The sequence below is a fragment of the Paracoccus sp. (in: a-proteobacteria) genome (genome assembly GCF_039808215.1).
Lineage (GTDB): Bacteria > Pseudomonadota > Alphaproteobacteria > Rhodobacterales > Rhodobacteraceae > Paracoccus.
This window is the reverse complement of the sequence record NZ_JBDHSP010000043.1, coordinates 1-26968: the sequence shown is the minus strand read 5'-3', so window position 1 is coordinate 26968 and position 26968 is coordinate 1. Positions and strand designations below refer to the sequence as shown.

Here is a 26968-nt window from a genome sequence, read left to right as displayed (position 1 = left end):
GATTCTTTCCAGCCGCGCCGCTTCAGGTAGAGATCGACGATGTTGCCGTCCTCATAGTGCTGGCCAAGGAAATCCTCGAACCCGCAGCCCCAGAGCACGCCCGACCACTGCTCGCCCAGCAGGTCGGCCAGATCGTCCTGGTCAATCTCGAACTCCTCGAGCGCAGGCATCAGGTGTTCGGCCACCACATCCTGCAGCCGGTCCCGCCAGTCGCCTTCCCGGCCGATGAAAGCCAGAAGGTCGGATATGTCGTTGCGTTCGGTCATGCAATCAGCTGCCTCGCGGTGATCATCCAGTTCACTCGCCGCCGCCTAGTTCGCGACAGACCAACGATCAGCCATCCCCTGCGTCGCTTCTTCAAGCAATCTGGGCAAACGACCTTCGCACGACAGTCCGAGGAACGTTGCCGCTCGCGTGGCACCAACATAGAGAAACTTATCGAACAGATCAGGCTCGTTGACCGCCAGGTCGTTCAACGAGTGAAAAAACGCCGCTTCGAACTCGAGACCCTTGATATGTTCAACAGCAAACACGCGCACATGACGGTCCAGTCCAAGGACCTGCCCACCAAGGCAGGGCATGACTTCTATATTTGTGTCCTGAAGCGCCTGCCGTAGTTCGTCCGCCACCGAAACGACCAAATCCTCCCTTGGAACAAAAACGGCAATTGATGGCAACTCGGTGTGAATTGTGTCGATTTCTACGATCCGCGACGCGATCCAAAGACTTTGACCCGACCTTCCCGCTTTGCTGACATGAACGACGGGCGCGTAGCCTTCAGATGCGCGAGGGCCTTCAATTGTCGTCTCGTAGAGGTCGCCTCCGGACAACTGGACAATCCGGTTCGCAAAGCTTCGCAGCTCTCTCGACTGGCGATAGGCAATCTCAACTCGGTGAAATTCGAGCCCCTGTATTGCCCACTCAAAGGCACCGCGTTTTGAAACCCCGTACCGTGTAAGTCGTTGGTTGAAGTCCCCACACGCGAAAAAGGATCTGATGCCCGGTGTCGCAAGGCAGGCCATCGCGCGCAGTTGCAGAGGCGAAAAGTCGGTGGCCTCGTCGACAACCACCTGGTTCCGGAACTCCTTAACTAGCGGCGCTAGAACCTGAAGGTTCCCCTGCGTTAGGTTCGCCCGAACTCTCGATGAGCTCAAGAGTTCATTGGCTGCGTCGAGGTGGACCGCCACGAGGAGATCAAGTTCGTCTCCGGTGACCTTCGTCGCTTCCGCAGCCTCTGGCTGGAACCAGCGTGCATCCGCGTTCTTGCGGAAAGCCCGATACCTTTGCGGGAGTCTTGAAAAGTAGTTCCGTGTAGTGAGTGAGACCATGCTGACTGCCGAGATCAACGTGTAGATTCGTCCCAACCGTTCCAATTCAACTTGTGCGACCGACTCTGGGCCTAGCCATTCGATCACCGACTTGTACTTGGACGACCGCGAAACCGTGCGCTTTGTCCAAGCCGCGATTGCTATCAATCGAATGGACGCACGCAGCACCTTGTACATGCGCTCCCGCGTTGACGTGGGAGCGGCTTCTGGCTCAAGGGTGTCTTCCTCGTCCTCGTCCTCCTCACCAGTCACGGCATCGATCTTGGCGACCAGTTGGGATAGCTCTGTGATGCTCTCCTTGCCCCGAAGCCTCGCGATAACTTCAATTCGCCGATCAACCGTATCTACGAGGTCTGCACGAGCTTTGGATGTCCATTCCCGCAACTCAGGAGAAACAGAATCCACTTCAAGATAGATAGAAAGGATTGTTGCTGTCCTCTGGACCCGCTCGCTCAGCCGTCGTGCGATACTTTCAAGAACTGCCTCACCACTTTCGCGAAGCATGTTGATAGCGACCTCAATTTCCTGGGTATAGATACCTCTCTGGAATGCATCAAAATCTGCGTAAAACTCGGGTTGGTTCTCCAGTGCGAATTCCGAAAGATACTGAACGGAATCCTCCCGAAGAAAGCCTGATGTGCGCTTCCCCGAACGCAGAATACCTAGAACTCTCGTGGCCAATCCATTTCGGAAGTTCGTCCATGTCTGAATACGATCTTGGCTTGCGGGAACGTTGTCACGCGCGAACGCTTCACGGAGGTAGTGCTCAAGCAAGGCCGTCGGTGAGAACATTATCCAGCTCTTGTGGTGGTCGTCAGCCAGCTGATGTTCCGTGACAGCGCGGAAATCGTCCTCGCGCTCTTGCGTGAGCGTGAGCTTCTGGCTGAGCCGCTTGATCAAGGTCGTAGTTTTTCCGGTGCCGGGTGGGCCCTCAAGCATTACCTGCCTATCGATAGGCAGTCGGAAAATCTCGTCCTGCACCTTGTTCATAACGCTCTGATCGCGCAGACCCACACCAGTCAGTGCCATGCGCTGAGGCGCCGACCAAGGCAGAGGCTCATCTAGATCTGCGAATGGGTCATCTGTCGCGGTCGCACCGAGAAAGTCAGCGCGACCAGCAGCACGCAAAGAGGGAACCGCGACCATTTCGAAGTCTTCGTGGGTGATTCTATTGTCAATGCCGTCCCAATCACCGCCTCGACTGGTCGGGTTATAGGTGCCCTTCTCAACCACCTCGACCCAATTGCCATCTGGCAGCTGGAAGCCATCTCCAACATCAAGTGCAGCCAATCTTCCAACGGGCGCGCCCGAGTTGTAGCTCGTTAGAGATATTCCTGGCGCGGATACCGTAAAGTTGCGGGCAAAATAGTAGGTTCTTTCAACTCCCGTCTCAGAGCGAACCTTCACGCGCGCGATCAATGGCTCACGAGCCAGTTCGTGCCCTGCTTTGCGTTCCAGCTCTTGCACTTGGCTGAGGTTGCGAGCTGCATCGACGCCGTTAAGTGAGTTAAAGCTGCTCATCACAGTCCCAGCGTCGACAAATCGGCTGGACGCTTTCGCCGCTGCGGCCCGAGCAATGGTGTCCATGGCCGAAAGACACTCTTCGGCGATCCTCTCTACTGCAGGAGTGATCGTGTCGACTGCAAATTTGGCCTCGGCAGTATTCATGCTTTCCCCAACAGTTCCTTGATCTTCCGGCAACCATCGCGCGAACGATCCAGCTCTGCAAGTCGTGACCGCAGCGAAAACCGGTCATCCTAAGTGAACTTCTTCTGCCGTTGCTCCCCGCCGAGCACGCTGAGAGCGGAGCATCGTGAAGGCCGCCGCCAAGACCGTGAGCTTGCCCACAGCTTCATTCGGCTGCCCCCTTGCTCCGAATCGAAGCCTGCGACACAGCCCATCCGTAAGGCGACCAGCACTCAGCCAAAAGCATGAAAGGTCTATCGGAACACCAGTTGCACTGACCGAAGGCGCCCCGGCACTTCTACCCTTGGTACGGCGCCGGACGCCACCGCTGAGGCATACCGTCACGGGCCCCAGTTACCCACAGCGCAGCGCATGTTCCCATCTTGTTCTGCTCAAATGGAAGGTGCAGATAGCGTGCATGAGGAGAGCAGACCTCAACCAAAAGCATAGCGAATTGATCGGAATGACGTTCACTTGCAATGGTTTGCCGCGATCTTGCGGCGAATCGCACCGTCACCGGTTGCACTTCCCCCGCCAGCTTCTGCGCGGGCCGCGCAGGGTTTGAGCCAAAGCCATCCTTGGTCTAAGAAAGGATGGATTCATGGCTTTGCCGCCCCGCGTTTATTTCACGCTTCACGAAGTCACAGCCCGATGGGGCTGCAACATCGCCGATGTCGCAGGCTGGGCCGATGCGGGGCGATTCCGCATCCTGACCGGCATTCCTGCCGTCCGCTGCGGTGACGAGGTTCTGGCTGGCAAGGTGGTCCTTTCCTCGATGGAATTGCTGCCCCTGTTTCGTCGCTGTGGCACCGGACCAACGGAAGGGGTCATGCGCCGCGTTCAGCCGCTGGACCGGCAGAGCTGGCTTTTGATCACCGATCCGCAGGGTGGGGTCCCGGTCACCGTCGCGGACATGATGATCCTGGCGGACGAGGTGCACGCCTTCGAGGAGGAAAATGACATGGTCCGCCGGGTGACAAGCGGACCGGGTGCAACCACGCCCTATGATTGGGACGGGATGATGGTCGCCCTGATCCATCGCATCCACGAACGCGGCCTCCCCGCCACGCAGGCGGAACTGATCGCCGAGATGCAGGATTGGTTCGCGGATCAGTCCGACGGCCGGAAGATCCCCGACAGCCGCAGCATCCGGCGCAGAGTCACGCCGGTCTGGAAGAAGCTGCGGGGAGAGGAGTCGTGACGATGCGGCGGCGCGCCTTGCTGCATCAGGCCGACTTGCGGCCGCCTTGATCGTCGGCGTCATGGACCAGCCGGGGCTTCGGCCGGAAGGCACTGGCCACCGCATCCACCCCGGCGCGCAAGGGAGAGTCCATCAGGTGGGCGTAGCGCAGCGTGGTCTGCATCTGGCTGTGGCCCAGAAGCTTGCCGATCATTTCCAGCGAGGCGCCACCGCTGACCAGAAGGGACGCGAACGTATGGCGCAGGTCATGGATCCTGACATCCTGAATGCCGCATTGCTTCTGGACCTGCGCCCAGAACCGGCGCACCTCCTGCACTGGCTGGCCGGGCGTGTCGCCGGGAAAGAGCCACGGCGAGCCCTTCGGCACCAGCAGCTGCCGCTGGCGCACGATGGCGGCGGTCTCGTCCGAGATCGGCACGCGGTGGGCGCGGCGCTGTTTCGTCATGGTGGGCGGTTTCGACCAACTCATGTGCTCGAGGTTGAACTGCTCGAACCGGGACTGCCGCACCTCGCCCAGCCGGGCGCCGGTCAGCATGCACATGCGGATGATATCGGCCGCGCGGCGGTCCTCGGCGGCATCCAGCGCCGCGCCGAGGCTGGCGATTTCCTCCTTGGAGAGGAAGCGTTCGCGCGGGGTCTCGGTGCGGCGGTGGAAGCGCTGGGCGGGATTGTCCTCGCGCCAGCCCCAGTGGACCGCCAGCGCGAACATCTTGCGCAGAATTTCCCCGACCCGGTTGGCGCGCACCGGGGTGGGTTTGGTGCCCTGCAGCTTGCGCGCCCGGTTGTTGGGCTTTTCCTTGTGCGGCCGCGCCCGGCCCTCGGCCACCTTGGTCAGCAGCTTGTCGACGTCGGTCGAGGTTATTTCCGTCACCAGCTTGTTGCCCCAGACCGGCGCGACCATCTTCGCCATCACCGACTTCTGGTCGGCCCGGCTGAGTTCGGCAAGTTTCGGTAGATGCTCGGCCGAGTAGCGTTCGATCAGGTCGGTCACGCGCGGGGCCTCGCGCTTCGCATCGCGCTGGCCCAAGGGGTCGGCCCCGGCGTCGATCTCGCGCCGCAGTTCCTTCGCCCGCTCCCGTGCCGCTGCCACCGACCATTCCGGCCAGCGCCCGAAGGTCATCCGGCGCTGGCGCCCGGCATGGCGATAGTCCAGCGTGAAGGCCCGTCCGCCACCGCGGTAGATGCAGGCGGCGAAGCCCCGGACGTCGGTGTCGAAGATCTGGTAGTCACGCCCCGAAACGGGCTCGGCCTCGCGCAGCACTTTTTCGGTCAGCTTGATGCGTTCGGGCATGGCTTCGGTCCTTGTTGCATCCGACATGAGGCGTGGATTCGCCGCAGTATCAAGGCAAGCATGTCGCCTCGGGTGGCGGGGAGGCGGAGGGTGGCGGAAAGGAACGCACCCTCGCGCCACCCCTTGTTTTACTGGGCGTTCAGCGCTGGCCGGGCGGATCATCGGCGCGCCTGATCCTGCCTTTCAGCCTCTCCCGTGCCCTGCTTGGTGTCCACCAGGCTGGAATCGCCGTTGCAAGGCTTGCCGCGTTTGTAAATTCCCAAGCAAATCAATGGGTGGCAGGGGCGCCGCGCCGGGTGCCACCCCCTCTTTGCCCGTCAATGCCAGTGAAACCCGATCAATCTGGCTGTTCGCAGGTGTTTGCAACCTCGGCTTACATTTCGCCCCGCTGGCGTGCCCCGCCCTCATCACCCCGCACAACCCGGTCAGCCCCACAAAACCCAACAAAACAAGGGGTGGCGCAAGGGTGCGTTCCTTTCCGCCACCCTCCGCCTCGCCGCCACCCCTCGGGCTCTGCGCTCACTGGTCCCTGCAAGACGTCCCCGATCTTCGGGGCCAGGACCAGGAGACCCCGATGCCGCATCTCGGATCGATGCCAGACCCAAAGGAAAAACCCCGCACAGTGATGGTCGGCTGGATCAGCCGCCTCGACCTCGCGCTGGAACTCGGCCTCTCGGTCGACACCCTGCGCCGCTGGGAGGCGATGCGCACGGGTCCGCCCTGCGTGCGGGCTGGGCGCAAGGTCTATTACCGTCGCGCCGCTGTCGAGGAATGGCTGGAGGAGCAGGAACAGGCCGCCCCGCGCCGCCGTCGTGCCGGAGGGCGCCGGTGATGAGCATCCTCCCCCCTGCGTCCGACTGGCCTGCCGACCGCGTGGCGGAGGCCCGCGCCGTCCTCGCCGATGTCGCGCATCACTCCGACCATCTGATCCGGCTCTCCTGCCAGGTGCTCGCCCAGCATGGTGCGACCGAGGAGGAGCGTTCGGATGCCAGGCTGCTCCTGCTGATCGTCGATGCACGCCGCGCACCGCGGTCCCGGCGCAATGACAACGGGGAGGCGCCGCGATGAAGCGCCGCGGCACCCCCGAGGCCGATCTGCAGCGCGCCGTCGTGCAAGCCTTGCGCTTCGCCGTGCCCCGCTCGGCAATCATCCACCACTGCGCCAACGAGGTGACGGAGGCCGGGCCCCGCGGGGCTAAGCGCCAGGCGATCCTTGTCGGCATGGGTGTCCATGCGGGCTTCGCCGACCTGATGGTCCTCTGCGACGGCCGCGTCCTGTTCCTAGAATTGAAGGCACCGAAGGGGCGGTTGCGCCCCGACCAGGAGGCGTTCCGGGATGGCGTGCTGGCACAAGGTTTCGGCTGGGCGCTCGTGCGCAGTCTCGACGATGCGCTGGGCGCTTTGGCCGATCATGGTTTCACCAGCCGTGTCCGCCCGGCGCGGAGGGTGGCACCATGAGCCACAAGGCAACTGTCTGGGCCATCCAGCAGCGTGGGCTGAAGCCCGCGACCAAGATCGTGCTCTGGTTCCTCTGCGACCGGCACAACCCCGATTTCGGCTGCTTCCCGACACAGGCGCGCCTCGCCGAGGACGCCGAGATGTCGATCTCGGCGCTGAACGAACACCTCGCCCTGCTTGAAAGGGCGGGCCTCATCCGCCGCCTGCGCAGTCATGATCCCCGCACCCATCGCCGTCAGGCCACACGCTATATCCTGGGGTTCGAGGACGGCTTCCCCCAAGAACCACCTCCGGAAAGCGGAGACGGGTTCGCTGGAACGGAGGAAGAACAGGTTGACGACCCAACTCCGGAATCTGGACACGGAAATGACCCCCGATCCATCTCCGGATTCTCAGTAGAGCCATCTCCGGATTTTGCCGAAAACCATCTCCGGAATCCGGAGACTAACCTTGTAAGAGAACCCCTAAGTAAACCAGTAAAGGAGGAGGAGGGCGCGCAAGCCTGCGCGGCGATCTCTGAACAGGTTTTCGGGGATCTGCTGGCAGCGCTGGGCCTCGACCCCGCCACCCTGCCTGGCTGGTGGCAAGGCTGGCCGCCCCGGCTGCACGTCCAACGCTGGCGCGACGAGCTCGGGCTGACCGAGGCCGAGATCCTCGCCGCGGCCGAGGCCTCCCGCCAGGATCACCCCGTACCGCCCGATGGGCCGAAGGCGCTCGACCGCGCCATGCAGCGCGCCGCCCAGCGCAAGGCAGAGGATGTCGGTCGCAAGCGGCGCAAGCCCAAGGCCGCCCCTGCCCCGGCCGCGCCGCCGATCACCGACCTGCCCGCCTTCTACGCCGACCTCGTCAACTCCGACCGCTTCCTGCCAGTCAGCGCGATCAGCAACACGACGCGCGAGGCGATGCTGGCTCGGGGGCTGGTCACGGCCGAACGCCTGCGCGAGCGCGGGGTGCGGTGAATGGCATGGTGTCACGTCCCCAGCACGGACTGTCCCTCTGCGCAGGCGGCGGAGGCCTTGATCTGGGCCTCATGCTCGCCGAGCCCGGCTATCATACCCGCGCCTTTGTCGAATGGGAGGAATGGCCGCGCGCCGTTCTCATCGCAGCCCAGCGCGCGGGATACTTCGCCCCGGCCCCGATCTGGACAGACCTGCGCAGCTTCGACGCCCGGCCCTTCCGCGGCGCCTTCGATGCAATCCTGGCCGGATACCCTTGCCAGCCCTTCAGCGCGGCCGGAAAACGTGGCGGCGCCGACGATCCCCGCCACCTCTGGCCCGACGTCGCCCGCGTCATCGGCGAATGCCGTCCGGAATGGGTCTTTCTCGAAAACGTCGCCGGGCACGTCACCCTCGGGCTCGAGACCGTCCTGCGAGAGCTTTGGGGACTGGGCTACACGCCTGCGGCGGGCCTGTTCTCGGCGGCAGAGGTCGGCGCGCCGCATGAGCGGCTGCGCGTCTTCGTCCTGGCCCACACCGATGAGCCTGCATCCCGGCACCGGCAGCTACAACCCCGCCGGGAACAGCGACTTCACCCGCAAGGCCGAGGCGCTGGCGATGGGCATCGCGAAGGCCCTGCCGAACCAGTGGCCAACACCGGCGGCACAGAACTGGAAGGGCAGTTCGGAAGCCAGCATCACCCGGACGGACGGCAAAAGCCGGATGGATATCCTGCATTACCGGGCGGAACAGGGCTTCACCCGCCCGGCCCCGGAGATCTGGCTGGATGGGCTGCGGTCCTTTCCGCACGCCCCGATCTCGCGCCCGCTCTGGGCTTCGATGATTGCCTCGCATGGGCGCGTCGTCTCGCGGCGGATCCTGAAGGGCCGGTCGCGGCGGCGGCTGAACCCGCTCTTCGTCGGATGGCTGATGGGCTGGCCCATCGGGCACGCGCTCTGCGCCTGCTCGGCAACGGAGTTCACCCTCTGGCGGCAGCACATGCGTGGCGCTCTCTCGCAGCTGCCCATGGTCTCGGGCCCGTGGATCTGGCGGCCGACAGACCAGGCCCAGCGCCCGGCACAGATGGATTTCCTTGAAGGATTGCAGCCATGAGTTTCCAAGGCAGGATCAGCCGCACTGACGGCACGAGAGTCAAACGCGCGCTGGGCGTGCAGGCCGCGCTGGAATGGGCGTTCCGGATCGAGCAGGCGCAGCTGGAACTGCCGCTGCCCGCGGATGTCACCGAGGAGGGCTTCGGCTTTGGCCTGGAATACGTGCTGATCCAACGCGCCGCGCTGGGCTGCAAGATCGACGGTGGCCAGCACAAGATCGGCGCCTACACTCACGAGGATGCCGAGGTGATCGCCGCCACCGTCGCCGGGATCCCCGACGCGCTGGGCGGCAAGCGCATGGCGATCCGGGTGGCCGAACTGGCCCGGGCCGGGCTGACCCCTGACTGGATGCCCGGCGCAGTTCCGCGCTGCGTGCCAGCCGAAGTCAAACGCAACCAGCATGGCGAGCGGGCTACCACCATCGTCGTCGGCACCGCCCGCGTGCTCACTCGCGGAAAATGGCGCACGATCGAGGTGCTGGCCTGCCCGGTCACCTTCCGCCCACACCCGCAGCAGATCGCGGCCGCCCGCCGCGCCTATGACGACTGGTGGCAGGCGCTGGGCTGGATCCGCGACGGGCTGATCGCCGGCGGGATGCTGCGGGATGTCGAGGTGACGGTGGCAATGCCAAAGGCGCGGCCTTGGCTGTCCTCACCGCGTAAATAGATGCATTGCCAGCGCGATAATCCCGCAGATTGGCCACGCCTAGCCCAGTCAGCGTAACAGCTTCATCTTGATTGCAATGCTATCATTGCCTATCTTTGATCAGCAACCGGAGGGCATCATGGCCAGCATCACGATTCGCAATCTCGACGACGATGTAAAGCGCCGCCTGCGGGTGCGCGCGGCTGAGCACGGCCGCTCGATGGAGGAAGAGGCCCGCGACATCCTGCGGCAAGTTGTCGGTCAGCCCAGCGCGCCGCGCAACCTCGGCGAGGCCATTCACGCGCGGTTCGCGGCGCTGGGCGGCATCGATCTGGCCCCGGTGCAGCGCGGACCGATGCGCCCGACACCCGGGTTCGAGTGATCGATGATCCTCCTCGATACCAACGTGATCTCGGAACTGATGCGCGCGGAACCGGCCCGGATCGTCCTGGACTGGTTCGGCCAGCATGACGCGGCTGACCTGTTCATCTCGGCCATCACCGAAGCGGAACTGCGCACCGGCGTCGCGATCCTGCCCGAAGGCCAGCGCCGAGACCGGTTGCAACTGGCCCTCGATGCCATGATCGACCAGGATTTCCAGACCCGCGTCCTGCCCTTCGACAGCGCCGCCGCCAAGGCCTACGCCGACATTGCCGCCCAGCGCCGGGCTGCGGGCCGCCCCATCGCCGAGGCGGACTGCCAGATCGCCGCCATTGCCCGCGCCAACGGCGCCCCTGTCGCCACCCGCAACGTCAAGGATTTCGATGGCTGCGGCATTCGTCTGATCAACCCCTGGAACGACCAGTGAATGCGGTCGGGATCGAACAGGCCGTGGCTAACCCGTTCAGCGGCAAGGTGAGCGACCGGGTCGCCTTGCAGGCCGCGGCGATCGCGGGCAGATTGGCGGAAAAACAAATGGCAGGACTTTTCCCTCATGCCCCTTCTTCACTGGCTGACCCGCGATCAGGATCTGACCGCCGCCGATCGCGTGCCCTATCGGCTGCTGGATGAGGTGGCCGAGCTGTCGGTGCCGGCTGCGGGCGCGGATGGCAATTTGCTGGTGCAGGGCGACAATCTGGAGGCGCTCCGGGCGCTGTTGCCATTCTATGCTGGCCGGGTGAAATGCATCTACATCGACCCGCCCTATAACACCGGCTCGGCGTTCGAGCATTACGACGACAGCCTGGAACACGCGAAATGGCTGGCGATGATGGTGCCGCGGCTGCAATTGCTGCGCGAGTTCCTGCGCGAGGATGGTTCGATCTGGGTCAGCATCGACGACCGCGAAGGCCATTACCTCAAGGTGGTGATGGATGAGGTGTTCGGGCGGGGGAATTTCGTTGCGACATTCGTATGGGAGCGTGACGCCGGAGGCCGCGGTGATGCAGCAGTTTCGGTTTCTCACGACTTCATCTTAGCTTACGCGAAGCAAAGCGACGTTTGGAAGAAAACTCGAAACCTGCTTCCGCGAACCGATGTTCAGTCAGGTCGGTTCCGCAATCCTGACAACGATCCTCGCGGGCCATGGAGGCAGGGCGATGACGGGACCGCAAAGAGCGGCTCTGAAAAACAGCGTTTTCCTATCGAGTTGCCCTCTGGGCGTGCGGTCACACCCAAACCCGGGCGTTATTGGGCCTTTTCGCAGGCAACATTTGAGCGTGCGAGGGCCGAAGGGCGCGTATATTTTGGGAAGAACGGGGACAGGCTTCCTATTATCAAACGCTATCTCGATGTTGCACGCGATGGCGTGGCACCCCGCACTTGGTGGCCCGCCAGCGATGCGGGGACGAACCAGAGCGCAAAGCGCGACCATTTGAGCAAGCTGCTTCCGAACATTGGCCAGTTCGACACCCCGAAACCTGAGGAACTCATTGGCAAGATAATCACCATCGCCACCAATCCCGGCGATCTGGTGCTGGACAGTTTCCTCGGCTCGGGGACCACGGCGGCGGTGGCGCAGAAGATGGGGCGGGCCTGGATTGGCGTCGAAATGGGCGATCACGCCCGCACCCATTGCGCCCTGCGGCTGAAAAAGGTGATCGAAGGCGAACAGGGCGGCATCTCGGCCGATGTCGGCTGGCAGGGTGGCGGCGGTTTTCGGTTCTGCACGTTGGGCGCTGCGGTCTTTGACGGGGCGGGCCAGATCAACCCCGCAATCCGTTTTGCCGATCTGGCCCGGCATCTGTGGTTTTCGGAATTCCGGGTGCCGCTGGCGGAAGTGCCAAATGACCCCTTCCTTGGCGTGCAAGACGGGCACGGGCTGGCGCTGCTTTACAATGGCATCCTCAAGGACCGCGCGGCGGGGGGCGGCAATGTGCTGACCCATGCAGTCATGCGCCTGATCCGGGACGCGGCGCGGGCGGCGGGTCATGACGGGCCGATCACCGTCTATGGCGCCGCCAACCGGCTGTCGGAACAGACGTTGAATGATGCCGGAGTGCGCTTTCGACAGACGCCGTGGGACATCAAGGCGAGGGCATGACCATGGAATTGAAGCGTTACCAGCAGGCCGCCCTTGACGCGCTGTCGCGTTTCCTGACCGTCTCGGGCGCGAAAGGGCCTGCTGTCGCATTCGCCGAGGAAATCGCCAGGCAGGAGGAGGAGGCGCGCATCGAGGGCCGCAGGCTGGAGCCGCGCCGCTATGACGCGCCTCATGCCGAGATGGCCGAGATGGCCGAGATGCCATATGTCTGCCTGCGCCTGCCCACCGGCGGCGGCAAGACGCTGCTGGCGGCCGAGGCAATCCGGCTGGGCGCGGAGTATCTGCGCAAGCCGCATCCGGTGGTGTTGTGGATGGTGACCTCGGACGCGATCAAGCGCCAGACGGTTGATGCGCTGAAGGATCGCGCCCACCCCTATCGCGCGCGGCTGGATGCCGTGACCGGCGACCGCACGCGGGTGTTCGATATCGAGGAGTTCGAGACCCTGCGGCCGTCCGAGATCGGGCGCTTTACCTGCGTGATCGTGGCCACGATCCAGTCGTTCCGGGTGACAGATACCACCCAGCGCAAGGTCTATGCCTATCAGGAGGAGTTCGAGCCGCATTTCTCGGGCCTGCCTGCCGAAGGGATGGAAGTGGTTGCGGCGGCGGATGCCGCGCGCGAGCCGCTGCTGGCCGGGCGCGAGGGAACGGTGAAGTTCAGCTTTGCCAACCTGATGTATCATCACCGCCCGCTGATGATCGTGGACGAGGCGCATAACGCGGTCACCGGGCTGACGCGCCAGATCCAGGCGCGGCTGCGCCCCTCGGCGATCATCGAGTTCACGGCGACGCCGCGCGGCGTGTCGAACGTGCTGTTTTCCGTTACCGCCGGGGCGCTGAAGGATGAGGAGATGATCAAGCTGCCCATCCGCGTGCGCCCGCATGACGGCTGGGAGGAAGCCGTGACCGGCACCGTCGCCACCCGCAACACGCTGGAAGAAAAGGCGAAACGCGATGTCGAGTTCCTGCGCCCCATCGCGCTGTATCAGGCGCAGGCGAAGAACGGGCATCCGACGGCCGAGGAATTGCGCGGCTATCTGATCGAGGAAAAGGCGATCCCGCCCGCCTGGATCAAGGTGGCGACAGGCGAGAACCGCGAGCTGGACGGCGTGAACCTGCGCGATCCGAATGAGCCGACGCGCCATGTCATCACCGTGCAGGCGCTGCGCGAGGGCTGGGACTGCCCCTCGGCCTATGTGCTGTGCGCGACGCAGAAGGTGGCCTCGGCAACCTCGGTCGAGCAGTTGCTGGGCCGGGTGCTGCGGATGCCCTATGCCAAGCGGCGCCGGGACGCGGCGCTGAACATGGCCTATGCACATGTGGCCGAGCCGTCCTTTGCCGAGGTGGCCGCCAGCCTGCGCGACAAGCTGATCGACATGGGCTTCACTGACGAGGAGGTGCGCCAGTCGCTGCGCCCCGCCGCCGTCGAACTGGACGCGCAGGGGCAGTTGTTCGACCCCGATCCGGTGGCGCCGAAGCCGGTGCTGACCTTCGAGATCCCCGACAGCGAGGAAGCCCGCATTGAACTGGCAGGGCTGGCCGAAGCCGGGGCTGAGTTCATCCGCACCGATGCCGGCACGCTGAAGGTCGGGGTGAAGGGTGCCGTGACGGATGCCGTCGCCAGCACCATCGAACGTCATACGCCCGAGGCCGAGCGCCCCGCCCTGCGCGCCGAAATCGGCCGGCATGAGGCAAAGGTTCAGGCCGCACTGTCGCCCGCCGAAAAGGGCGCCGTGATCGAGGTTCCGTTCCTGATGGTCGAAATGGACGGCGATCTGCTTCAGGCCGATACTGACCTGATCATGGAGCGGGTCGAGTGGTCGATCCTGAACCATCCCGCGCAGATCACCGAGGCCGAGATGAGCTTCCGGCGGGCCGAGAACGTGATCGAGATCGACATCGAGGGCGAGAAGCTGGTCTATTCCCAGACCCAGACCACACAATTGCCGCTTGCCGGGCTGGCCGATCCCGATGACGCGACGCTGGAGGCAAGCCTGGTGCAATGGCTGGATCGCCAATGCCGGGCCGAGGACATCCCGCCGACCGATCTGTCGGCCTGGCTGTCGCGCATCGTTGCCTCGCTGGTGTCTGATCGGGGTATTGCGGCGCGCACGCTGATCGACTGGCAATATCCGCTGGCCACCCGCATCCGCGCCAAGATCGCTGAAATCCGCACCGAGGTGCGCCAGCAGGCCCATCAGATCGCGCTCTTCGACGACAAGGCGGCGCTGGGCACCGACCCAAGCTGCGTGGCAAGGTTCGATGCCGAAAGCTATGCCAATGTGCCGACGACCCCGACCGGCGCTTTCCGGTTGCGCCGCCATCTGCTCGGCCCCGACCGGGTGCCGCTGCTGGATGGCGATCTGGGCGGTGAAGAATTCCAGTGCGCCTGGGCGCTCGACAGTCTGGAACAGGTGGATCTGTGGGTGCGGAACCTGCCTAAACACCCCGCCAGCTTCTGGCTGCCTCGCGTGCAGGGCCGCTTCTTTCCCGACTTCGTCGCCCGCCTGACCGATGGCCGGCTGTTCGTCGTCGAGTACAAGGGCGAACACCTTGCCACCGCGCAGGATGCGCGCGAGAAAGATCTGCTGGGTCGGCTCTGGGCAGAGCGCACCGGCAACCTGTTCCTGACCGTGCGCCGGATGCAGCATGGTGTCGATCCGCAGGGTCAGATGCTGAACGCCGTCCTGGCACCATGAGCTTCTTTCGACACCAATCCGTGCCCTGCGACGTTGTAAAGGGCAGGACACACCAAGTATTGATTTTTCAGCCTACCGATCAACTGGCTTGGGGAGTGCACAAATGACATCGATGCGGGGAGACATCGTCAATCGAGTCAAGCGCCTTCCTAAGCCGACGCAGGCAGCAGAGGCGCTCCAGCCCGTTTTCGAAGCTGTGAGCAACTCGCTGCATGCGATCGAGGATGCGTTCAGCGAGCGATATCAAGAACTAGGAGAGGTTTCGATCACGTTCTCAAGCGTGAAGACGCCGTCCGAGATCGAGATTGTAGTCTCCGACAATGGTGTCGGATTGGAACCGGAACGCTTCGAGGCTTTCAGCACGACTGATACCGATTATAAGATAACCCGTGGCGGAAAGGGGGTCGGTCGGCTCCTGTGGCTCGACGCCTTCGAGCAGATCAGGCTTGCCAGCATATTTCGCGACGGAGATCGCGCGTTTCGCCGCTCGTTCGCTTTTCGCCTGCAGCCGGACGAGCAGATCACCGAGGAACAGATCGAAGAAATCTCCCCCGAAGGCATCCAGACCGGAACCTCGATCACGTTCCGGGGGCTGCGGGGCAGCGCCTATCAGACGCGATTTCCGAGCCAACCCGCCACCATCGTCAAGCATTTCGGCTCGCATTTCTTCGCCGATTTCATTCTCGGGCGCTCGCCTAAAGTCATCGTCGATATTGAGGGGACTTCGACGCATTTCCCCGAAGAGATACGGAGCCTGCGGGTCGAAGATCGCGGCGTCACCTCGATTGAGACCAAGGAATTCGGCGAGCTCCAGCTTGCGAGCTTTATCTGCCACAAGTCGGCGAGCGCCAATTTCGATGGCCTTCACCAAATGCACCTAGTTGCCAATGGCAGGACAGTCACCACCCGCAAGATCGACGGCTTGATCGGTATTGGGCGCTTCGGTCCGAATGATGACTGCGTCTATCACGGCTGCATCACTGGCGAGTTCCTCGACGAACGTGTCAATCAAGAGCGGACACAGTTCAATTTCGACGAGAAGATAGTGGAAAACATCGTCCGGGAATGCGCCGATCATGTCCGCACGAATGCCATCCATAGCGAGATCGAGGAGTTCGACGCTGGGCGCCTGGGGACTATGCAGGCCTTTGTTCAGGAATACCCATCTTTCGCTTTCGAGGAAGCTCGGCACCTGCTGGAGCGCACTCCGAAGAACGCTGTGAAACCTGAACAGTTCGCGCAGGCCCTCATCCCGATTCGGATACGGCGGGACAAGGAGCGGAACGAGACGATCCAGAGCATTGTGACGCAGCTTCAGGGGCAAGGTGAGATTCCGCTTGGGTTCGCGGAAACCGTGCGCAAGGCGGCAGACGAAATTCGGGCGGAAGAACAACGTCAGCTGACCGAGTATGTTCTACGTCGTAAGACGGTCTTGGACGTGATGGAAGTCCTGATCAGGCGTATCCGGGAACGCGCTGATGGCACCCACGACTTCCATCTCGAGAGCACCCTCCACCAGTTTATTTGCCCGATGAAAGTTCGTGGCGATGATCCCACGCGCGTCGAGCAGTCGGATCACGATCTCTGGATCATAGACGAGCGTCTGACTTTCACGAAATACTTCGCATCCGACGTCCCCTTCAGCCAACTGGTAGAAGGCGAACACAGCACGCGTCGCCCGGACCTGCTGATCTATGACCGCTTGCACGGCCTCGGTGCGGAAGGTGAAGACCCGCTCAAACGCATCATGCTTGTGGAGTTCAAGCACCCCGGGCGACGCGACTACGACGAACGCTATTCACCGATGAACCAGATCAGTGAGTACATCACTCGTCTCAAGAACGGCGAAATCGAGGACTATCGTCGTGGCCGGGTTCGCGTGGCCGATGATTGCATATTCTATTGTTACGTCGTCGCCGACATCGTCGGAAAGCTCGAGACGCATACGAACGGCTGGCGGACGACCGCGAACGGGCGCGGACGGATCCAAGAGCTTAGTGGGAAGTTCAGGGGCGTGATCGAGATCATCGAGTGGGCCGATCTGCTGGGAGACGCGCGGCTCAGGAACCACGCATTCATCACCGCTGCAGGTTTGCGCTATGACAGGCATCCCTGATGAGGATGAAATCATCGAAGGGGTGCGTAGGATATGGAACACCCCCCTCCCAATGGTTCCTCCCTGGCCCTGAACGTATGCGGGGGGGCGCAGCGCGGCGTTTCGCTAGCGACAGGCAGTTTCACCGGGGAATCCAGGCGGAATCCACCTGCCGGGTGATCTTGGAAAATTTGACTCAGGATCAAAGACTTACGAAATCACGATCTTGGCGTGCTGGATTCTTTTGCGGAATCCAGGGAATCCACTTTGCGGAAGCCACCTTGGCCGGAATCCAGCCAGCGGAAGCCATTGAATCCGCGTGAATTTTACGTTTGACAAAGCTGCCCCTCTTGACCTACCCCTTGACCATCGAAGAATTGCGCCCGGAGGAACCCCCTCGCGGGCGTTTCTCATTTCCCCCATCGCGGAACCGATCCTGACGCTACCCTCCCCGGTGGCGCGTATCGTCCTGTCCGCCCTGCCCCAGACGAGACCCCCCCATGGACCTGGTGTTCACCCCGAGCCAGATCGAGACCTGGCCGATCGAGCGGCTGCGACCCTACGCCCGCAATGCCAAGATCCACGGCACCGACCAGGTGGCGAAGATCGCCGCCAGCATGGCGAAGTTCGGCTGGACCGTTCCTTGCATGGTGGCCGACGATGGCGAGTTGATTGCCGGGCATGGTAGGGTGCTGGCCGCCACCATGCTGGGGCTGAAGGACGTGCCGGTGATCCGGCTGGGCCATCTCGACGAGGCCGAACGCCGGGCCTACCGCATCGCCGACAACAAGCTGACCGAGTTGGGCGAATGGGACGAGGCCATGCTGCGCGACGAGATCGCGGGGCTGTTGGCCGAGGATTTCGACCTGACGCTCTTGGGCATCACCGACGAGGATCTGGACGCCCTGCTGCGCGATCCGGAGGCGCTGGGCGGCGAGGGTACGGTCGAGGGTGAGGATGAAATACCCGAGCCGCCAGTCACCCCGGTATCCGTTTCTGGAGATCTCTGGCAACTCGGATCGCACCGGCTGATCTGCGGCGACAGCACCGCGGCCGATGTGGTCGGGCGGCTGCTGGGTGATGTTCGCCCGCTGCTGATGGTGACGGACCCGCCCTATGGGGTTGAATACGATCCGTCCTGGCGCAACCAGGCGGGCGCGGCCAAGACCAAGCGCACCGGCAAGGTGCTGAACGATGACCGGGCCGACTGGCGCGAAGCGTGGGCGCTGTTCCCCGGCGACGTGGCCTATGTCTGGCATGGCGCGCTGCACGCTGCGACCGTGGCCGAGAGCCTGGCGACGGCAGGCTTCACTGTGCGGTCGCAGATCATCTGGGCCAAGGACCGTCTGGTTCTCAGCCGTGGCGATTACCACTGGCAGCACGAGCCTTGCTGGTATGCCGTGCGCAAGACAGGCAAGGGTCACTGGGCGGGCGACAGGAAGCAGACCACGCTGTGGCAGATCGCCAACAAGGACCAGGATGCCGCCACCGTCCATGGCACCCAGAAGCCGGTCGAATGCATGCGGCGGCCGATCCTGAACAACTCGAGCCCCGGCCAGGCGGTTTTTGAACCCTTCATGGGATCGGGTACCACGCTGATCGCGGCTGAAACGACCGGCCGGGTCTGCTTCGGGATCGAGTTGAACCCGGCTTACGTCGATGTTGCCATCGAGCGCTGGCAGGACTTCACCGGCGCGGCGGCCACATTGGCGGAAACGGGCGAAACCTTTGCCGACCTGAAGGCCAAAAGGCTGACAGCATGAATGCGCCCTTGCTGCCGGGCCGGATCGAGCATTGGCCCCTTGCCCGGCTGAAGCCCTATGCCCGGAACGCCAAGACCCACGATGCCGACCAGGTGGCGAAGATCGCCGCCAGCATGGCCGAGTTCGGCTGGACGGTGCCGGTGCTGGTCGCCGCCGACGGCGAGCTGATCGCGGGCCACGGTCGCATCCTGGCCGCCGCCCACCTCGGCCTGTCCGAGGCCCCGGTCATCGTGCTGGGCCATCTGACCGAGGCGCAGCGCCGGGCCTATCGCATCGCCGACAACAAGCTGACCGAGCTGGGCGGGTGGGACGAGGCACTGCTGCTACAGGAATTGCAGGCGCTGCTGGCCGAGGATTTCGACCTCGGGCTGATCGGGATCCCCGAGGACGAGTTGGATGTCCTGCTGGCAGATGCCGACGACCGGCCTGCGATTTCTGATGATGCGGCAGATGCCATCCCGGCACCGCCCGCCGACCCGATCACCAAGCCTGGCGACGTCTGGCTGCTCGGGCAGCACCGGCTCTGCTGTGGCGATGCCACCGATCCGGCCGCCGTCGCCAGGCTGATGCAGAATGAGGCGGCCACGCTGATGTTCACCTCACCGCCCTACGCACAGCAGCGCGACTATGGCGCGGCCAAAGAAAAACTCGGCGATTGGGATGCGCTGATGCAGGGCGTGTTCGCCACGGCGCCGGTCACCGCCGATGCGCAACTGCTGGTCAACCTCGGTCTCGTTCATCGCGACAGCGAATGGCAGCCCTATTGGGATGGATGGGTGGAATGGATGCGCGCCTCTGGCTGGCGGCGGTTTGGCTGGTATGTGTGGGATCAGGGCCCGGGATTGCCGGGCGACTGGAACGGCCGCCTGGCTCCGTCGCACGAGTTCATCTTCCACTTCAACCGCGCACCCCGCAAACCGCACAAGACCGTCCCGTCCAAGCACGCAGGCGAAACTTTGGGCGGCGGTGGGCTGCGCGGGGCCGACGGCACCGTTCACGCCAAGACCGGCACCGGCAACGCGATCCAGAGCCATCGCATCCCGGATTCAGTCTTCAGGATCATGCGCCACAAGGGTGGGCTGGGTGCTGCCGGGTCACACCCGGCCGTGTTCCCCGTCGCACTGGTCGAGGCCGTGCTGACGGCGTTCAGCGATCCGGGCGACCTGATCTACGAGCCGTTCTGCGGCTCTGGCACCCAGATTGTCGCCGCGGAACGCGCCGGACGACGGTGCTTCGCGATGGAACTGGACCCGGCCTATTGCGACGTGGCTGTGCGGCGGTGGGAGATGGCGACGGGGAAAAAGGCGGAACTTACGAGATGAAGCAAGCCGAAACCGCCAACTGCCGGGTCGGTAATGCGCATGCATAACTGTGGCAAACTTTGAACGCTCGACAGGTTTGCCCAGACCGTCAATCTCGACTATGCGTGATGCAATTGCGCAGATGGGCGTGTCGTCATCACCTGCGGCGAGATGCATCGAGGGACCGTCATGTTCACACGCTCTATTCTTGTTGCCATGACGCTGGCAGTGCCATTGCCTGCTTCCGCGCTTTCCGCATTCGATCGAATGGTCCTTGAGGAATTGAGTTGCGCCCGCGCACCCAAGCCGACAGGCATTCTTCGGGCGCTGGTCGAGGCCAAGAAAATCGACCCGGCAGACAACGTCGGCTACGACAGCATGAGTTGCTGGAAGATTGACGGAGGTATCTCGGTAGCGGGAATGACCTTCCAGTCGGTTTGTGCTTTCGAGGAAGATGACGCAATCCGCTCCTTCAACAAGGACCTCTATTACAGGGGCCCCGGAACCTCACCGGGCCAGAGGATTTCATTCGGGGCGTCCGTCAGCGGCGACGAGCTTTCTGACTGGTACATAAAGGTCTTCGGCCCGTCGAAGGTCAGTTCGGCTATCTCCGAAGGCGTCGACACGACGCTACAAGAGCCGAGCGAGGTAAGCTGCACAGGCTGGATGCAGTAACGCCACGTTCGGCTTTGCCCCACCTTTCCCGCTCCGACGTCACCTGATCCGGTAGACGGTCCCCCTACCATCGACCTTTTCTGCCGTGACGGGGAGTGCGAGCTTCTTTTTCAGGACGCCCGAGATTGCACCGCGCGCGCTGTGACCCATCCAGCCAGTAGCCTCGACAATCTCTGCGATGGACGCGCCTTCGGGGCGCTGCAGCATCGCAGTCAGCATGGCCTGCTTTGTCCCGGCACGCTGGGTAGTCGGTTTGGGAGAGCGAGCCTTGGCGGCGTGTTCGCGGATGGCTGCCACCGCCTTGACCACCACCGGCTCGATCCCGATAGCCTCAAGCCCGGCGTCGGTGACCATCAGCGTGGTGCCGTGGCCGTCACCGGTTTCACGCCAGAGCGGCTCGCCGCGCCGCAGGTTGGCATCGAGCTCCTCGAGCCAGCCGTGTTCGATCATCTTGGTGACGGCCATCTTCGCCGCCGCCCCCGCCAGCCCCTTGGGCAGCGGCAGGGCGATGTTGTCGGGGCGCTGGGCCCCGGCGCTGAGGATGATGGTCTGGGTATCGGTCAGCCTTGGCATGGCGGGTTCCCCTATTCGTCGTGCGTGGCAAGGAAGGCGGCGATGCGCGACATCAGATCGTTGTGGCCGTCGGCATCCGTGCCGATGATCACGTCGCCATCGTCGTCGCGCTCCAGATCGGCGATCTCGCGCAAGAGGGCGATGGCGTCATCGCAGGCGGCGAGGCGTTCGGCCTCCCATGCGGCGGTGAGGGCGTCCTGTTCGATCTGGTGGCACTGGGCAGGATCAAGCGGCATGTTCGCCCTCCTTGAAGGCGCTGTCGGTGATCTGGCGCAGCAGGCTCGCGTAATGGTTCAGGGTGCCGACATCGCCCCAGTTGATCTCATCAGGGTGGGTCTCGAAATGGTCGTCGCTCAGGGCCTTCAGACGCTCCAGCATGGCGTCGATCTCGGCCTTGGCTGCGATGAAGGCGTCGAGGGCATTGGTGTTGTCAGTGGCGCGGCGGGTGGCCATGGCGCGGTCGTCCTTCGCTGAGTTGCATCGCTCTGGTGCAATCAGAGTCGCTCCATCCCGGAGTGTAATCAACTGAATATCAAGCAATTTCATTTCTTTAAGAGCGAGCGACGGCAGCATGGAAGGCATGTCAGAGCGGGAGTATTCCGCCCATTCCGGCCTCTCGCGCGGGGCGATCCAGAAGGCCCGCCGCGCCAGTCGGCTGGTGGTTTACAGCGACGGGTCGATCAACGCCGCCGCATCCGATGTGCGGCGTGGCGAGATGACCGACCCGGACCAGCAGCGGCGCAGCACCGGCGGCGAGCCTGCGTTTTCCGGGCCAGCGGACAGCTCGTCCTACCTCAAGGCCCGTACCGCGCTGACCGTCTACCAGGCGCAGGACAAGCAGCTGGGCATCCAGAAGAAGAAGGGCACGCTGGTTGATCGCGCCCGCGCCGAAGCGCTGGTCTTCCGGTTGGCCCGGCAGGAACGCGATACTTGGGTCACCTGGCCCAACAGAGTGGCGGCGCTGATGGCGGCCGAAGTGGCCCTGGGGGTGGAAAAACAGACCGGCACACCGGTGATCATCGAGGCCGCGATCCTGCAGAGGGTGTTGGAAGCCCATGTCAGACAGCACCTCGACGACCTCGCCGATCTCCGAGTTTCCCTCGGATAGCGATGACCTGACAGCGGACCTCGACCTCGAATTTGACGGGGCCGAGGACATCCTGCGCAGCTGGCGCAAGGGGATGCGGCCCGACCCGAACCTGACGGTGTCGGAATGGGCGGATCAGCATCGCTGGCTGTCCTCGCGGGGCGCGGCGGAGCCGGGGCGCTATCGCACAGCCCGCGCACCCTATCTGCGCGAGATCATGGATGCACTGTCGCCCCGCCACCCGGCGCAGCGCATCACCTTCATGAAGGCCGCGCAGGTGGGGGCCACCGAAGCGGGCAACAACTGGATCGGTTTCGTCATCCATCACGCGCCAGGGCCGATGCTGGCGGTGCTGCCAAGCCTGGAACTGGCCAAGCGCACCTCAAGGGGCCGATTGGACCCGCTGATCGCAGACAGCCCGGCGCTGCGCGAACGGGTCAACCCGGCCCGATCCCGCGATGCGGGCAATTCGATGCTGTCGAAGGAGTTTCCCGGCGGCATCCTCGTGCTGACCGGCGCCAACAGCGCCACTGGCCTGCGGTCGATGCCTGCGCGCTATGTCTTCCTCGACGAGGTCGACGCCTATCCGGCCTCGGCCGACGAGGAAGGCGATCCGGTCACGCTGGCCGAGGCGCGGACCACGACCTTCTCGCACCGGCGCAAGGTGTTCATGGTCTCGACCCCGACGATCCGGGGGCTGTCCCGGATCGAGCGCGAGTTCGAGGCATCGGACCAGCGGCGCTACTATGTGCCCTGCCCGCATTGCGGGGCGATGCAGTGGCTGCAGTTCGACCGGCTGCGCTGGGCGAAGGGGAAGCCGGAAACAGCCGCCTATCACTGCGAGGGCTGCGAACGCGCCATCGCCGAGCACCACAAGACCGAGATGCTTGCCCGCGGGGAATGGCGGGCGACATCCGTGTCCAAGGATCCGAAGGCCATCGGCTTCCACCTCTCGGCGCTCTATTCGCCGCTCGGGTGGAAAAGCTGGTCCGATGTCGCGCGGGAATGGCTGGCGGCGCAGGGATCGGAGGAAATGCTGCGCGCCGCGCGCAACACACTGTTGGGCGAAACTTGGGTGGAGAGCGGCGATGCGCCGGAATGGCAGCGGCTGGCCGAACGCCGCGAAAGCTACGCGGGCGTGCAAATCCCCGTCGGCGGGTTGTTCCTGACTGCTGGCGTCGATGTGCAGAAGGACCGTATCGAGGTCGATGTCTGGGCCTGGGGCCGAGGCTTGGAGTCCTGGCTGGTCGATCACATCGTGATTGCTGGCGGCCCGGACGATCCGGATTGCTGGGACAGGCTGACCGCCCTGCTTGGCCGCACCTGGGCCTGCGCCAATGGCGCAGTGATGGTGATCGGCAAGCTGGCCATCGACACCGGCTATGAGGCCCCGGCGGTTTACGCGTGGGCGCGCAAGCAGGGCTTCGACCAGGTTGCGCCGATCAAGGGTCTTGAAGGCTTCAACCGCGCGACGCCGGTGTCGGGCCCGACCTTTGTCGACGCCACCATCGGCGGCAAGCGTCTGCGGCGCGGCGCGCGGCTCTGGTCGGTGGCCACGGCGACCTTCAAGACCGAAACCTACCGCTTCCTGCGGCTGGAGCGGCCCAGCGACGAAGACCGGAGCTTGGGCGTGCTCGACGCCCCCGGCACCGTGCATCTGCCCGACTGGATCGACACCGAATGGCTGAAGCAGCTGGTGGCCGAACAGCTGGTCACGGTGCGCAACAAGCGCGGCTATGCCCACCCCGAATGGCAGAAGATGCGCGAACGCAACGAGGCGCTGGACGCCCGCGTCTATGCCCGGGCGGCGGCCTGGATCATGGGCGCGGATCGCTGGGACGAGGCAACCTGGCGGCGGCTTGAGGCACAGGCCGGGGTGGAAACCCGACCGTCCGTTGCCCCGGCTGCGGTCGAAAGTGTGGCCTCAGAACCGGCCATCCCTGCACCACCCAAGGCCGGGACACCAACAACGCCGCGGCGCAAGCGCCGGGCTTACACCCCGAACTTCATGAGGGACTGATATGGATCTGGAACTGATGCGCGCGCTTCTGGCCGCGCTGCAGGAGGCGCGCTACGCGGGCGTCCGCTCGGTCAGCTATGACGGCAAGACCATCACCTATGGGTCGGACGCGGAACTGGCGAACGCGATCAGCGATCTGGAAACCCGGATCGCCGCCACCACGACCGGCACCCCGCGTCGTCGCCGCTGGGGCACTGTCGCGTCAAAAGGTCTGTGACCGATGGGGTTCGACGCCTTCCGCCAGAGGCTTGGCAGCATCATCGGCGGGTTTGACGCCGCGCAGTCCCATCGCCGTCTGCGCGGCTTCCGGGCCAGCCGCGCGCATGTGAACACGTTGATCGCCGCCTCGGGCGACACGATCACCGCCCGCGCCCGCTGGCTGGTCCGCAACAACGGCTATGCGGCGAATGCCGTGGAAAGCTTCGCCAGCAATGTCGTTGGCGATGGCATCAAACCCTCGTCCACCATCGCCGATGCCGCCACGAAGGAAGAGCTGCAGGCGCTGTGGCTGGCCTGGACCGACGATGCTGATGCCGAAGGGTTGACGGATTTCTATGGGTTGCAGCGCCGGGCGGCGCGCGAGGTGTTTCTGGCGGGCGAGGTCTTCATCCGCATTCGTCCGCGCCGGGCCGAAGACGGTCTGACCGTGCCGCTCCAGCTGCAGATGCTGCCTGCCGAGATGTTGCCCCTCGATTTGAACCGGGTGCTTCCCGGCGCGGGCCTGATCCGTCAGGGCATCGAGTTCGATGGCATCGGTCGCCGCGTGGCCTATCACTTCCTGCGCCGCCATCCGGGCGACCTGACCGATCCGGGACTCACGGGCGAAACCGTCCGTGTCGCCGCAGCCGACGTGATCCATGTGCTGGATCCGGTCGAGGCGGGCCAGCTGCGCGGCGTGTCGCGCTTCGCGGCTGCCATCGTCAAGCTGTTCACCCTCGACCTCTATGACGATGCGGAACTGGAGCGGAAGAAAATTGCGGCGATGTTCGCGATGTTCATCACCTCGCCCGCCCCGGAAACCCCGCTGGAACCGGCCGAGGAGGATCTGGAGGTCGAACCCGGACAGGTCGTACGGCTGGACCCCGGCGAGGATGTCTCGACGCCCGCTACGCCAGACTCGGGCGGCACCTATGAGCCCTTCCAGTACCGCACCCTGCTGCAGATCGCGGCGGCGCTGGGCGTGCCCTATGGCTATCTGACCGGTGACACGGCGAAGGGGAACTTCTCCAACACCCGGATTTCTTTGATCGAGTTCCGCCGTCGCATCTCGGCCTGGCAGCACGGCGTGCTGGTCTATCAGCTTTGCCGCGCAGTCTGGGTGCGCTGGATGGACACCGCCATGCTGTCGGGCGCGTTGGACCTGCCCGGTTATGACGGCCAGCGGCGGCACTATCAGGCCTGCGCTTGGCTTCCGACCAAATGGGACTGGATCGACCCGATGAAAGACGCCTCGGCCGAGATCCTGCAGATCGAAGCGGGGTTGAAATCGCGCACGCAAGCCTTGGCTGAGCGGGGATACGACGCTGAACAGGTCGACCGGGAAATCGCCGCCGAACGCAAACGCGAATTGGCGCTGGGCCTCGACTTCCGCCGCCCGGGGTCGCCCGCGCAGGGGCCGGGCGAAGGTGGGGCGAAAGACGCGGATCAGGAGAGCAACAAGGACAACGAAGCCGACGACACCGGCGATGAAAAACCCGAACCCAAGGAAGGCGCATGATGCATCACGCCCAGATCGCCCAACGCGCCTTCAACACGCCCCTGATGGTCGATCCTGCCAAGGCGCTGGCCTTCCTCTCGGGGCTTGGACCCCGCATCACCGGGCAGGAAATCACCTTCCAGGGGCTGGAGGTGGAAGCCGCTGACCAGACTGCCGCCGGCTTGCCTGCCCGGGCATCGCTGTTCGGGAACGATCTCGCCCAGCGCCACCAGAGGAACGGCACCCAGCCTTTCTCGGTGGTCGATGGCATCGCCGTCATCGAAATCGCCGGAACGCTGGTGCATCGCGGTGCCTGGATCGGGCAGTCCTCCGGCCTCACGTCTTACGAAGGCATCGCCGCCCAGCTGCAGGCTGCGCTGTCCGACCCTGCCATCCGCGGCATCGCCCTCGATATCGACAGCTTCGGCGGCGAGGTCGCGGGGGCTTTCGATCTGGCGGATCGCATCCGTGCAGCGCGGCAGGTCAAACCCGTGCAGGCCTTCGTCGCCGATCACGCCCTCTCGGCCGGTTATGCGCTGGCCTCCCAGGCCGACCGGATCATCCTGCCCCGCACCGGCGGTGTCGGCAGCATCGGCGTCGTCGCCATGCACAGCGACATGAGCGGGGCGCTCGACCAGAAGGGCATCGCCGTGACCCTGATCCACGCGGGCGCCCGCAAGGTCGATGCGAACCCGTATAAGCCGCTGCCCGAGGCCGTCCGCGCCAGAATCGCGGGCGAGTTGGAGGACCTACGCCAACTCTTCGCCGAAACTGTCGCCGAAGGTCGTGGTCGCCGCCTCGACACGCTGCAGGCGCTCGCCACCGAGGCGGCCGTCTTCCGCGGCGAGGCGGCCGTCTTCGCCGGTCTTGCCGACGAGGTGGCCGATCCCGTCACCGCCTTCCGCGCTTTCGCCGCCGCACC

General features: G+C 64.2%; 25 protein-coding genes and 2 pseudogenes. 21 read left to right on the top strand and 6 right to left on the bottom strand.

Annotated elements, in window-relative coordinates; translation table 11 throughout:
• Both WMK75_RS13180 and WMK75_RS13175 read right to left on the bottom strand, forming a co-directional pair.
• Positions 1–266: pseudogene (locus WMK75_RS13180) on the bottom strand (hypothetical protein); the annotation flags it as partial.
• A gap of 45 nt (positions 267–311) precedes the next feature.
• Positions 312–2996, bottom strand: coding sequence for a hypothetical protein (locus tag WMK75_RS13175; RefSeq protein ID WP_347268117.1), 2685 nt, complete (start codon positions 2994–2996; stop codon positions 312–314).
• 619 nt (positions 2997–3615) lie between these two features.
• Here WMK75_RS13175 and WMK75_RS13170 point away from each other — a divergent pair.
• Positions 3616–4215, top strand: a complete 600-nt coding sequence (locus WMK75_RS13170) for a hypothetical protein (RefSeq protein ID WP_347268116.1) — start codon at positions 3616–3618, stop codon at positions 4213–4215.
• 25 nt (positions 4216–4240) lie between these two features.
• On the opposite strand, the gene WMK75_RS13165 is transcribed toward WMK75_RS13170, so the two are convergent.
• Complete coding sequence (locus WMK75_RS13165) at positions 4241–5506, bottom strand: site-specific integrase (RefSeq protein ID WP_347268115.1); 1266 nt, start codon at positions 5504–5506, stop codon at positions 4241–4243.
• Positions 5507–6080: 574 nt separating this feature from the next.
• Between WMK75_RS13165 and WMK75_RS13160 the strand changes: the two genes are divergently transcribed.
• The 15 genes and pseudogenes from WMK75_RS13160 to WMK75_RS13090 all read left to right on the top strand — a co-directional run bounded on the left by WMK75_RS13160 (position 6081) and on the right by WMK75_RS13090 (position 20670).
• Positions 6081–6338 carry a helix-turn-helix domain-containing protein gene (locus WMK75_RS13160; protein WP_347268114.1) on the top strand — a complete coding sequence of 86 codons (258 nt, stop codon included), beginning with the start codon at positions 6081–6083 and terminating at the stop codon, positions 6336–6338.
• Positions 6338–6574 (top strand): hypothetical protein, encoded by a 237-nt coding sequence (locus tag WMK75_RS13155; RefSeq protein WP_347268113.1) that lies wholly within the window; start codon positions 6338–6340, stop codon positions 6572–6574. The genes WMK75_RS13160 and WMK75_RS13155 overlap by 1 nt, the downstream gene beginning before the upstream one ends.
• A complete protein-coding gene (locus WMK75_RS13150) occupies positions 6571–6963 on the top strand; it encodes a VRR-NUC domain-containing protein (protein ID WP_347268112.1) in 393 nt (130 codons plus the stop codon). Before WMK75_RS13155 ends, WMK75_RS13150 begins: the two co-directional genes overlap by 4 nt.
• On the top strand, positions 6960–7922 hold the full coding sequence (locus WMK75_RS13145) for a helix-turn-helix domain-containing protein (RefSeq protein ID WP_347268111.1): 963 nt from the start codon (positions 6960–6962) through the stop codon (positions 7920–7922). The genes WMK75_RS13150 and WMK75_RS13145 overlap by 4 nt, the downstream gene beginning before the upstream one ends.
• 5 nt (positions 7923–7927) lie before the next feature.
• Positions 7928–8395 (top strand): annotated as a pseudogene (locus WMK75_RS13140) (DNA cytosine methyltransferase); the annotation flags it as partial.
• A 43-nt stretch (positions 8396–8438) separates the two neighbouring features.
• A complete protein-coding gene (locus WMK75_RS13135; protein ID WP_347268110.1) occupies positions 8439–9011 on the top strand; it encodes a DNA methyltransferase in 573 nt (190 codons plus the stop codon).
• Positions 9008–9676 (top strand): hypothetical protein, encoded by a 669-nt coding sequence (locus WMK75_RS13130; protein WP_347268109.1) that lies wholly within the window; start codon positions 9008–9010, stop codon positions 9674–9676. Before WMK75_RS13135 ends, WMK75_RS13130 begins: the two co-directional genes overlap by 4 nt.
• A 118-nt stretch (positions 9677–9794) precedes the next feature.
• Complete coding sequence (locus tag WMK75_RS13125; protein ID WP_347268108.1) at positions 9795–10037, top strand: plasmid stabilization protein; 243 nt, start codon at positions 9795–9797, stop codon at positions 10035–10037.
• A 3-nt stretch (positions 10038–10040) separates the two neighbouring features.
• Positions 10041–10463, top strand: a complete 423-nt coding sequence (locus tag WMK75_RS13120; protein WP_347268107.1) for a type II toxin-antitoxin system VapC family toxin — start codon at positions 10041–10043, stop codon at positions 10461–10463.
• Positions 10464–10589: 126 nt separating this feature from the next.
• Entirely contained in the window at positions 10590–12137 is a 1548-nt protein-coding gene (locus WMK75_RS13115; RefSeq protein ID WP_347268106.1) for a site-specific DNA-methyltransferase, read from the top strand.
• Positions 12134–14836 carry a DEAD/DEAH box helicase family protein gene (locus WMK75_RS13110; protein ID WP_347268105.1) on the top strand — a complete coding sequence of 901 codons (2703 nt, stop codon included), beginning with the start codon at positions 12134–12136 and terminating at the stop codon, positions 14834–14836. Before WMK75_RS13115 ends, WMK75_RS13110 begins: the two co-directional genes overlap by 4 nt.
• A gap of 103 nt (positions 14837–14939) precedes the next feature.
• Positions 14940–16952, top strand: coding sequence for an ATP-binding protein (locus WMK75_RS13105; RefSeq protein WP_347268104.1), 2013 nt, complete (start codon positions 14940–14942; stop codon positions 16950–16952).
• Between the two features lie 479 nt (positions 16953–17431).
• Positions 17432–18694: a site-specific DNA-methyltransferase gene (locus tag WMK75_RS13100; RefSeq protein ID WP_347268103.1), complete on the top strand. Its 1263-nt coding sequence runs from the start codon at positions 17432–17434 to the stop codon at positions 18692–18694.
• Entirely contained in the window at positions 18691–20016 is a 1326-nt protein-coding gene (locus WMK75_RS13095; RefSeq protein ID WP_347268102.1) for a site-specific DNA-methyltransferase, read from the top strand. The genes WMK75_RS13100 and WMK75_RS13095 overlap by 4 nt, the downstream gene beginning before the upstream one ends.
• 168 nt (positions 20017–20184) lie before the next feature.
• Positions 20185–20670 carry a hypothetical protein gene (locus WMK75_RS13090; RefSeq protein WP_347268101.1) on the top strand — a complete coding sequence of 162 codons (486 nt, stop codon included), beginning with the start codon at positions 20185–20187 and terminating at the stop codon, positions 20668–20670.
• A gap of 39 nt (positions 20671–20709) precedes the next feature.
• Here the strand turns inward: WMK75_RS13090 and WMK75_RS13085 are convergent, their stop codons facing one another.
• The 3 genes from WMK75_RS13085 to WMK75_RS13075 are packed head-to-tail and all read right to left on the bottom strand — an operon-like array spanning position 20710 to position 21696.
• Positions 20710–21243 (bottom strand): DUF3489 domain-containing protein, encoded by a 534-nt coding sequence (locus WMK75_RS13085; RefSeq protein WP_347268100.1) that lies wholly within the window; start codon positions 21241–21243, stop codon positions 20710–20712.
• A gap of 11 nt (positions 21244–21254) precedes the next feature.
• Positions 21255–21479 carry a hypothetical protein gene (locus WMK75_RS13080; RefSeq protein ID WP_347268099.1) on the bottom strand — a complete coding sequence of 75 codons (225 nt, stop codon included), beginning with the start codon at positions 21477–21479 and terminating at the stop codon, positions 21255–21257.
• Positions 21469–21696: a hypothetical protein gene (locus WMK75_RS13075; protein ID WP_347268098.1), complete on the bottom strand. Its 228-nt coding sequence runs from the start codon at positions 21694–21696 to the stop codon at positions 21469–21471. Before WMK75_RS13075 ends, WMK75_RS13080 begins: the two co-directional genes overlap by 11 nt.
• A 118-nt stretch (positions 21697–21814) precedes the next feature.
• Between WMK75_RS13075 and WMK75_RS13070 the strand changes: the two genes are divergently transcribed.
• From WMK75_RS13070 to WMK75_RS13050, 5 genes are all read left to right on the top strand, one after another.
• Complete coding sequence (locus WMK75_RS13070; protein ID WP_347268097.1) at positions 21815–22351, top strand: hypothetical protein; 537 nt, start codon at positions 21815–21817, stop codon at positions 22349–22351.
• Positions 22299–24350 (top strand): phage terminase large subunit family protein, encoded by a 2052-nt coding sequence (locus WMK75_RS13065; protein ID WP_347268096.1) that lies wholly within the window; start codon positions 22299–22301, stop codon positions 24348–24350. Before WMK75_RS13070 ends, WMK75_RS13065 begins: the two co-directional genes overlap by 53 nt.
• A 1-nt stretch (position 24351) precedes the next feature.
• Entirely contained in the window at positions 24352–24567 is a 216-nt protein-coding gene (locus tag WMK75_RS13060) for a hypothetical protein (RefSeq protein WP_347268095.1), read from the top strand.
• Positions 24568–24570: 3 nt separating this feature from the next.
• Positions 24571–26067 carry a phage portal protein gene (locus tag WMK75_RS13055; RefSeq protein ID WP_347268094.1) on the top strand — a complete coding sequence of 499 codons (1497 nt, stop codon included), beginning with the start codon at positions 24571–24573 and terminating at the stop codon, positions 26065–26067.
• A partial coding sequence (locus tag WMK75_RS13050; protein WP_347268093.1) for a S49 family peptidase occupies positions 26067–26968 on the top strand: 902 nt, incomplete at its 3' end. The genes WMK75_RS13055 and WMK75_RS13050, both read left to right, overlap by 1 nt.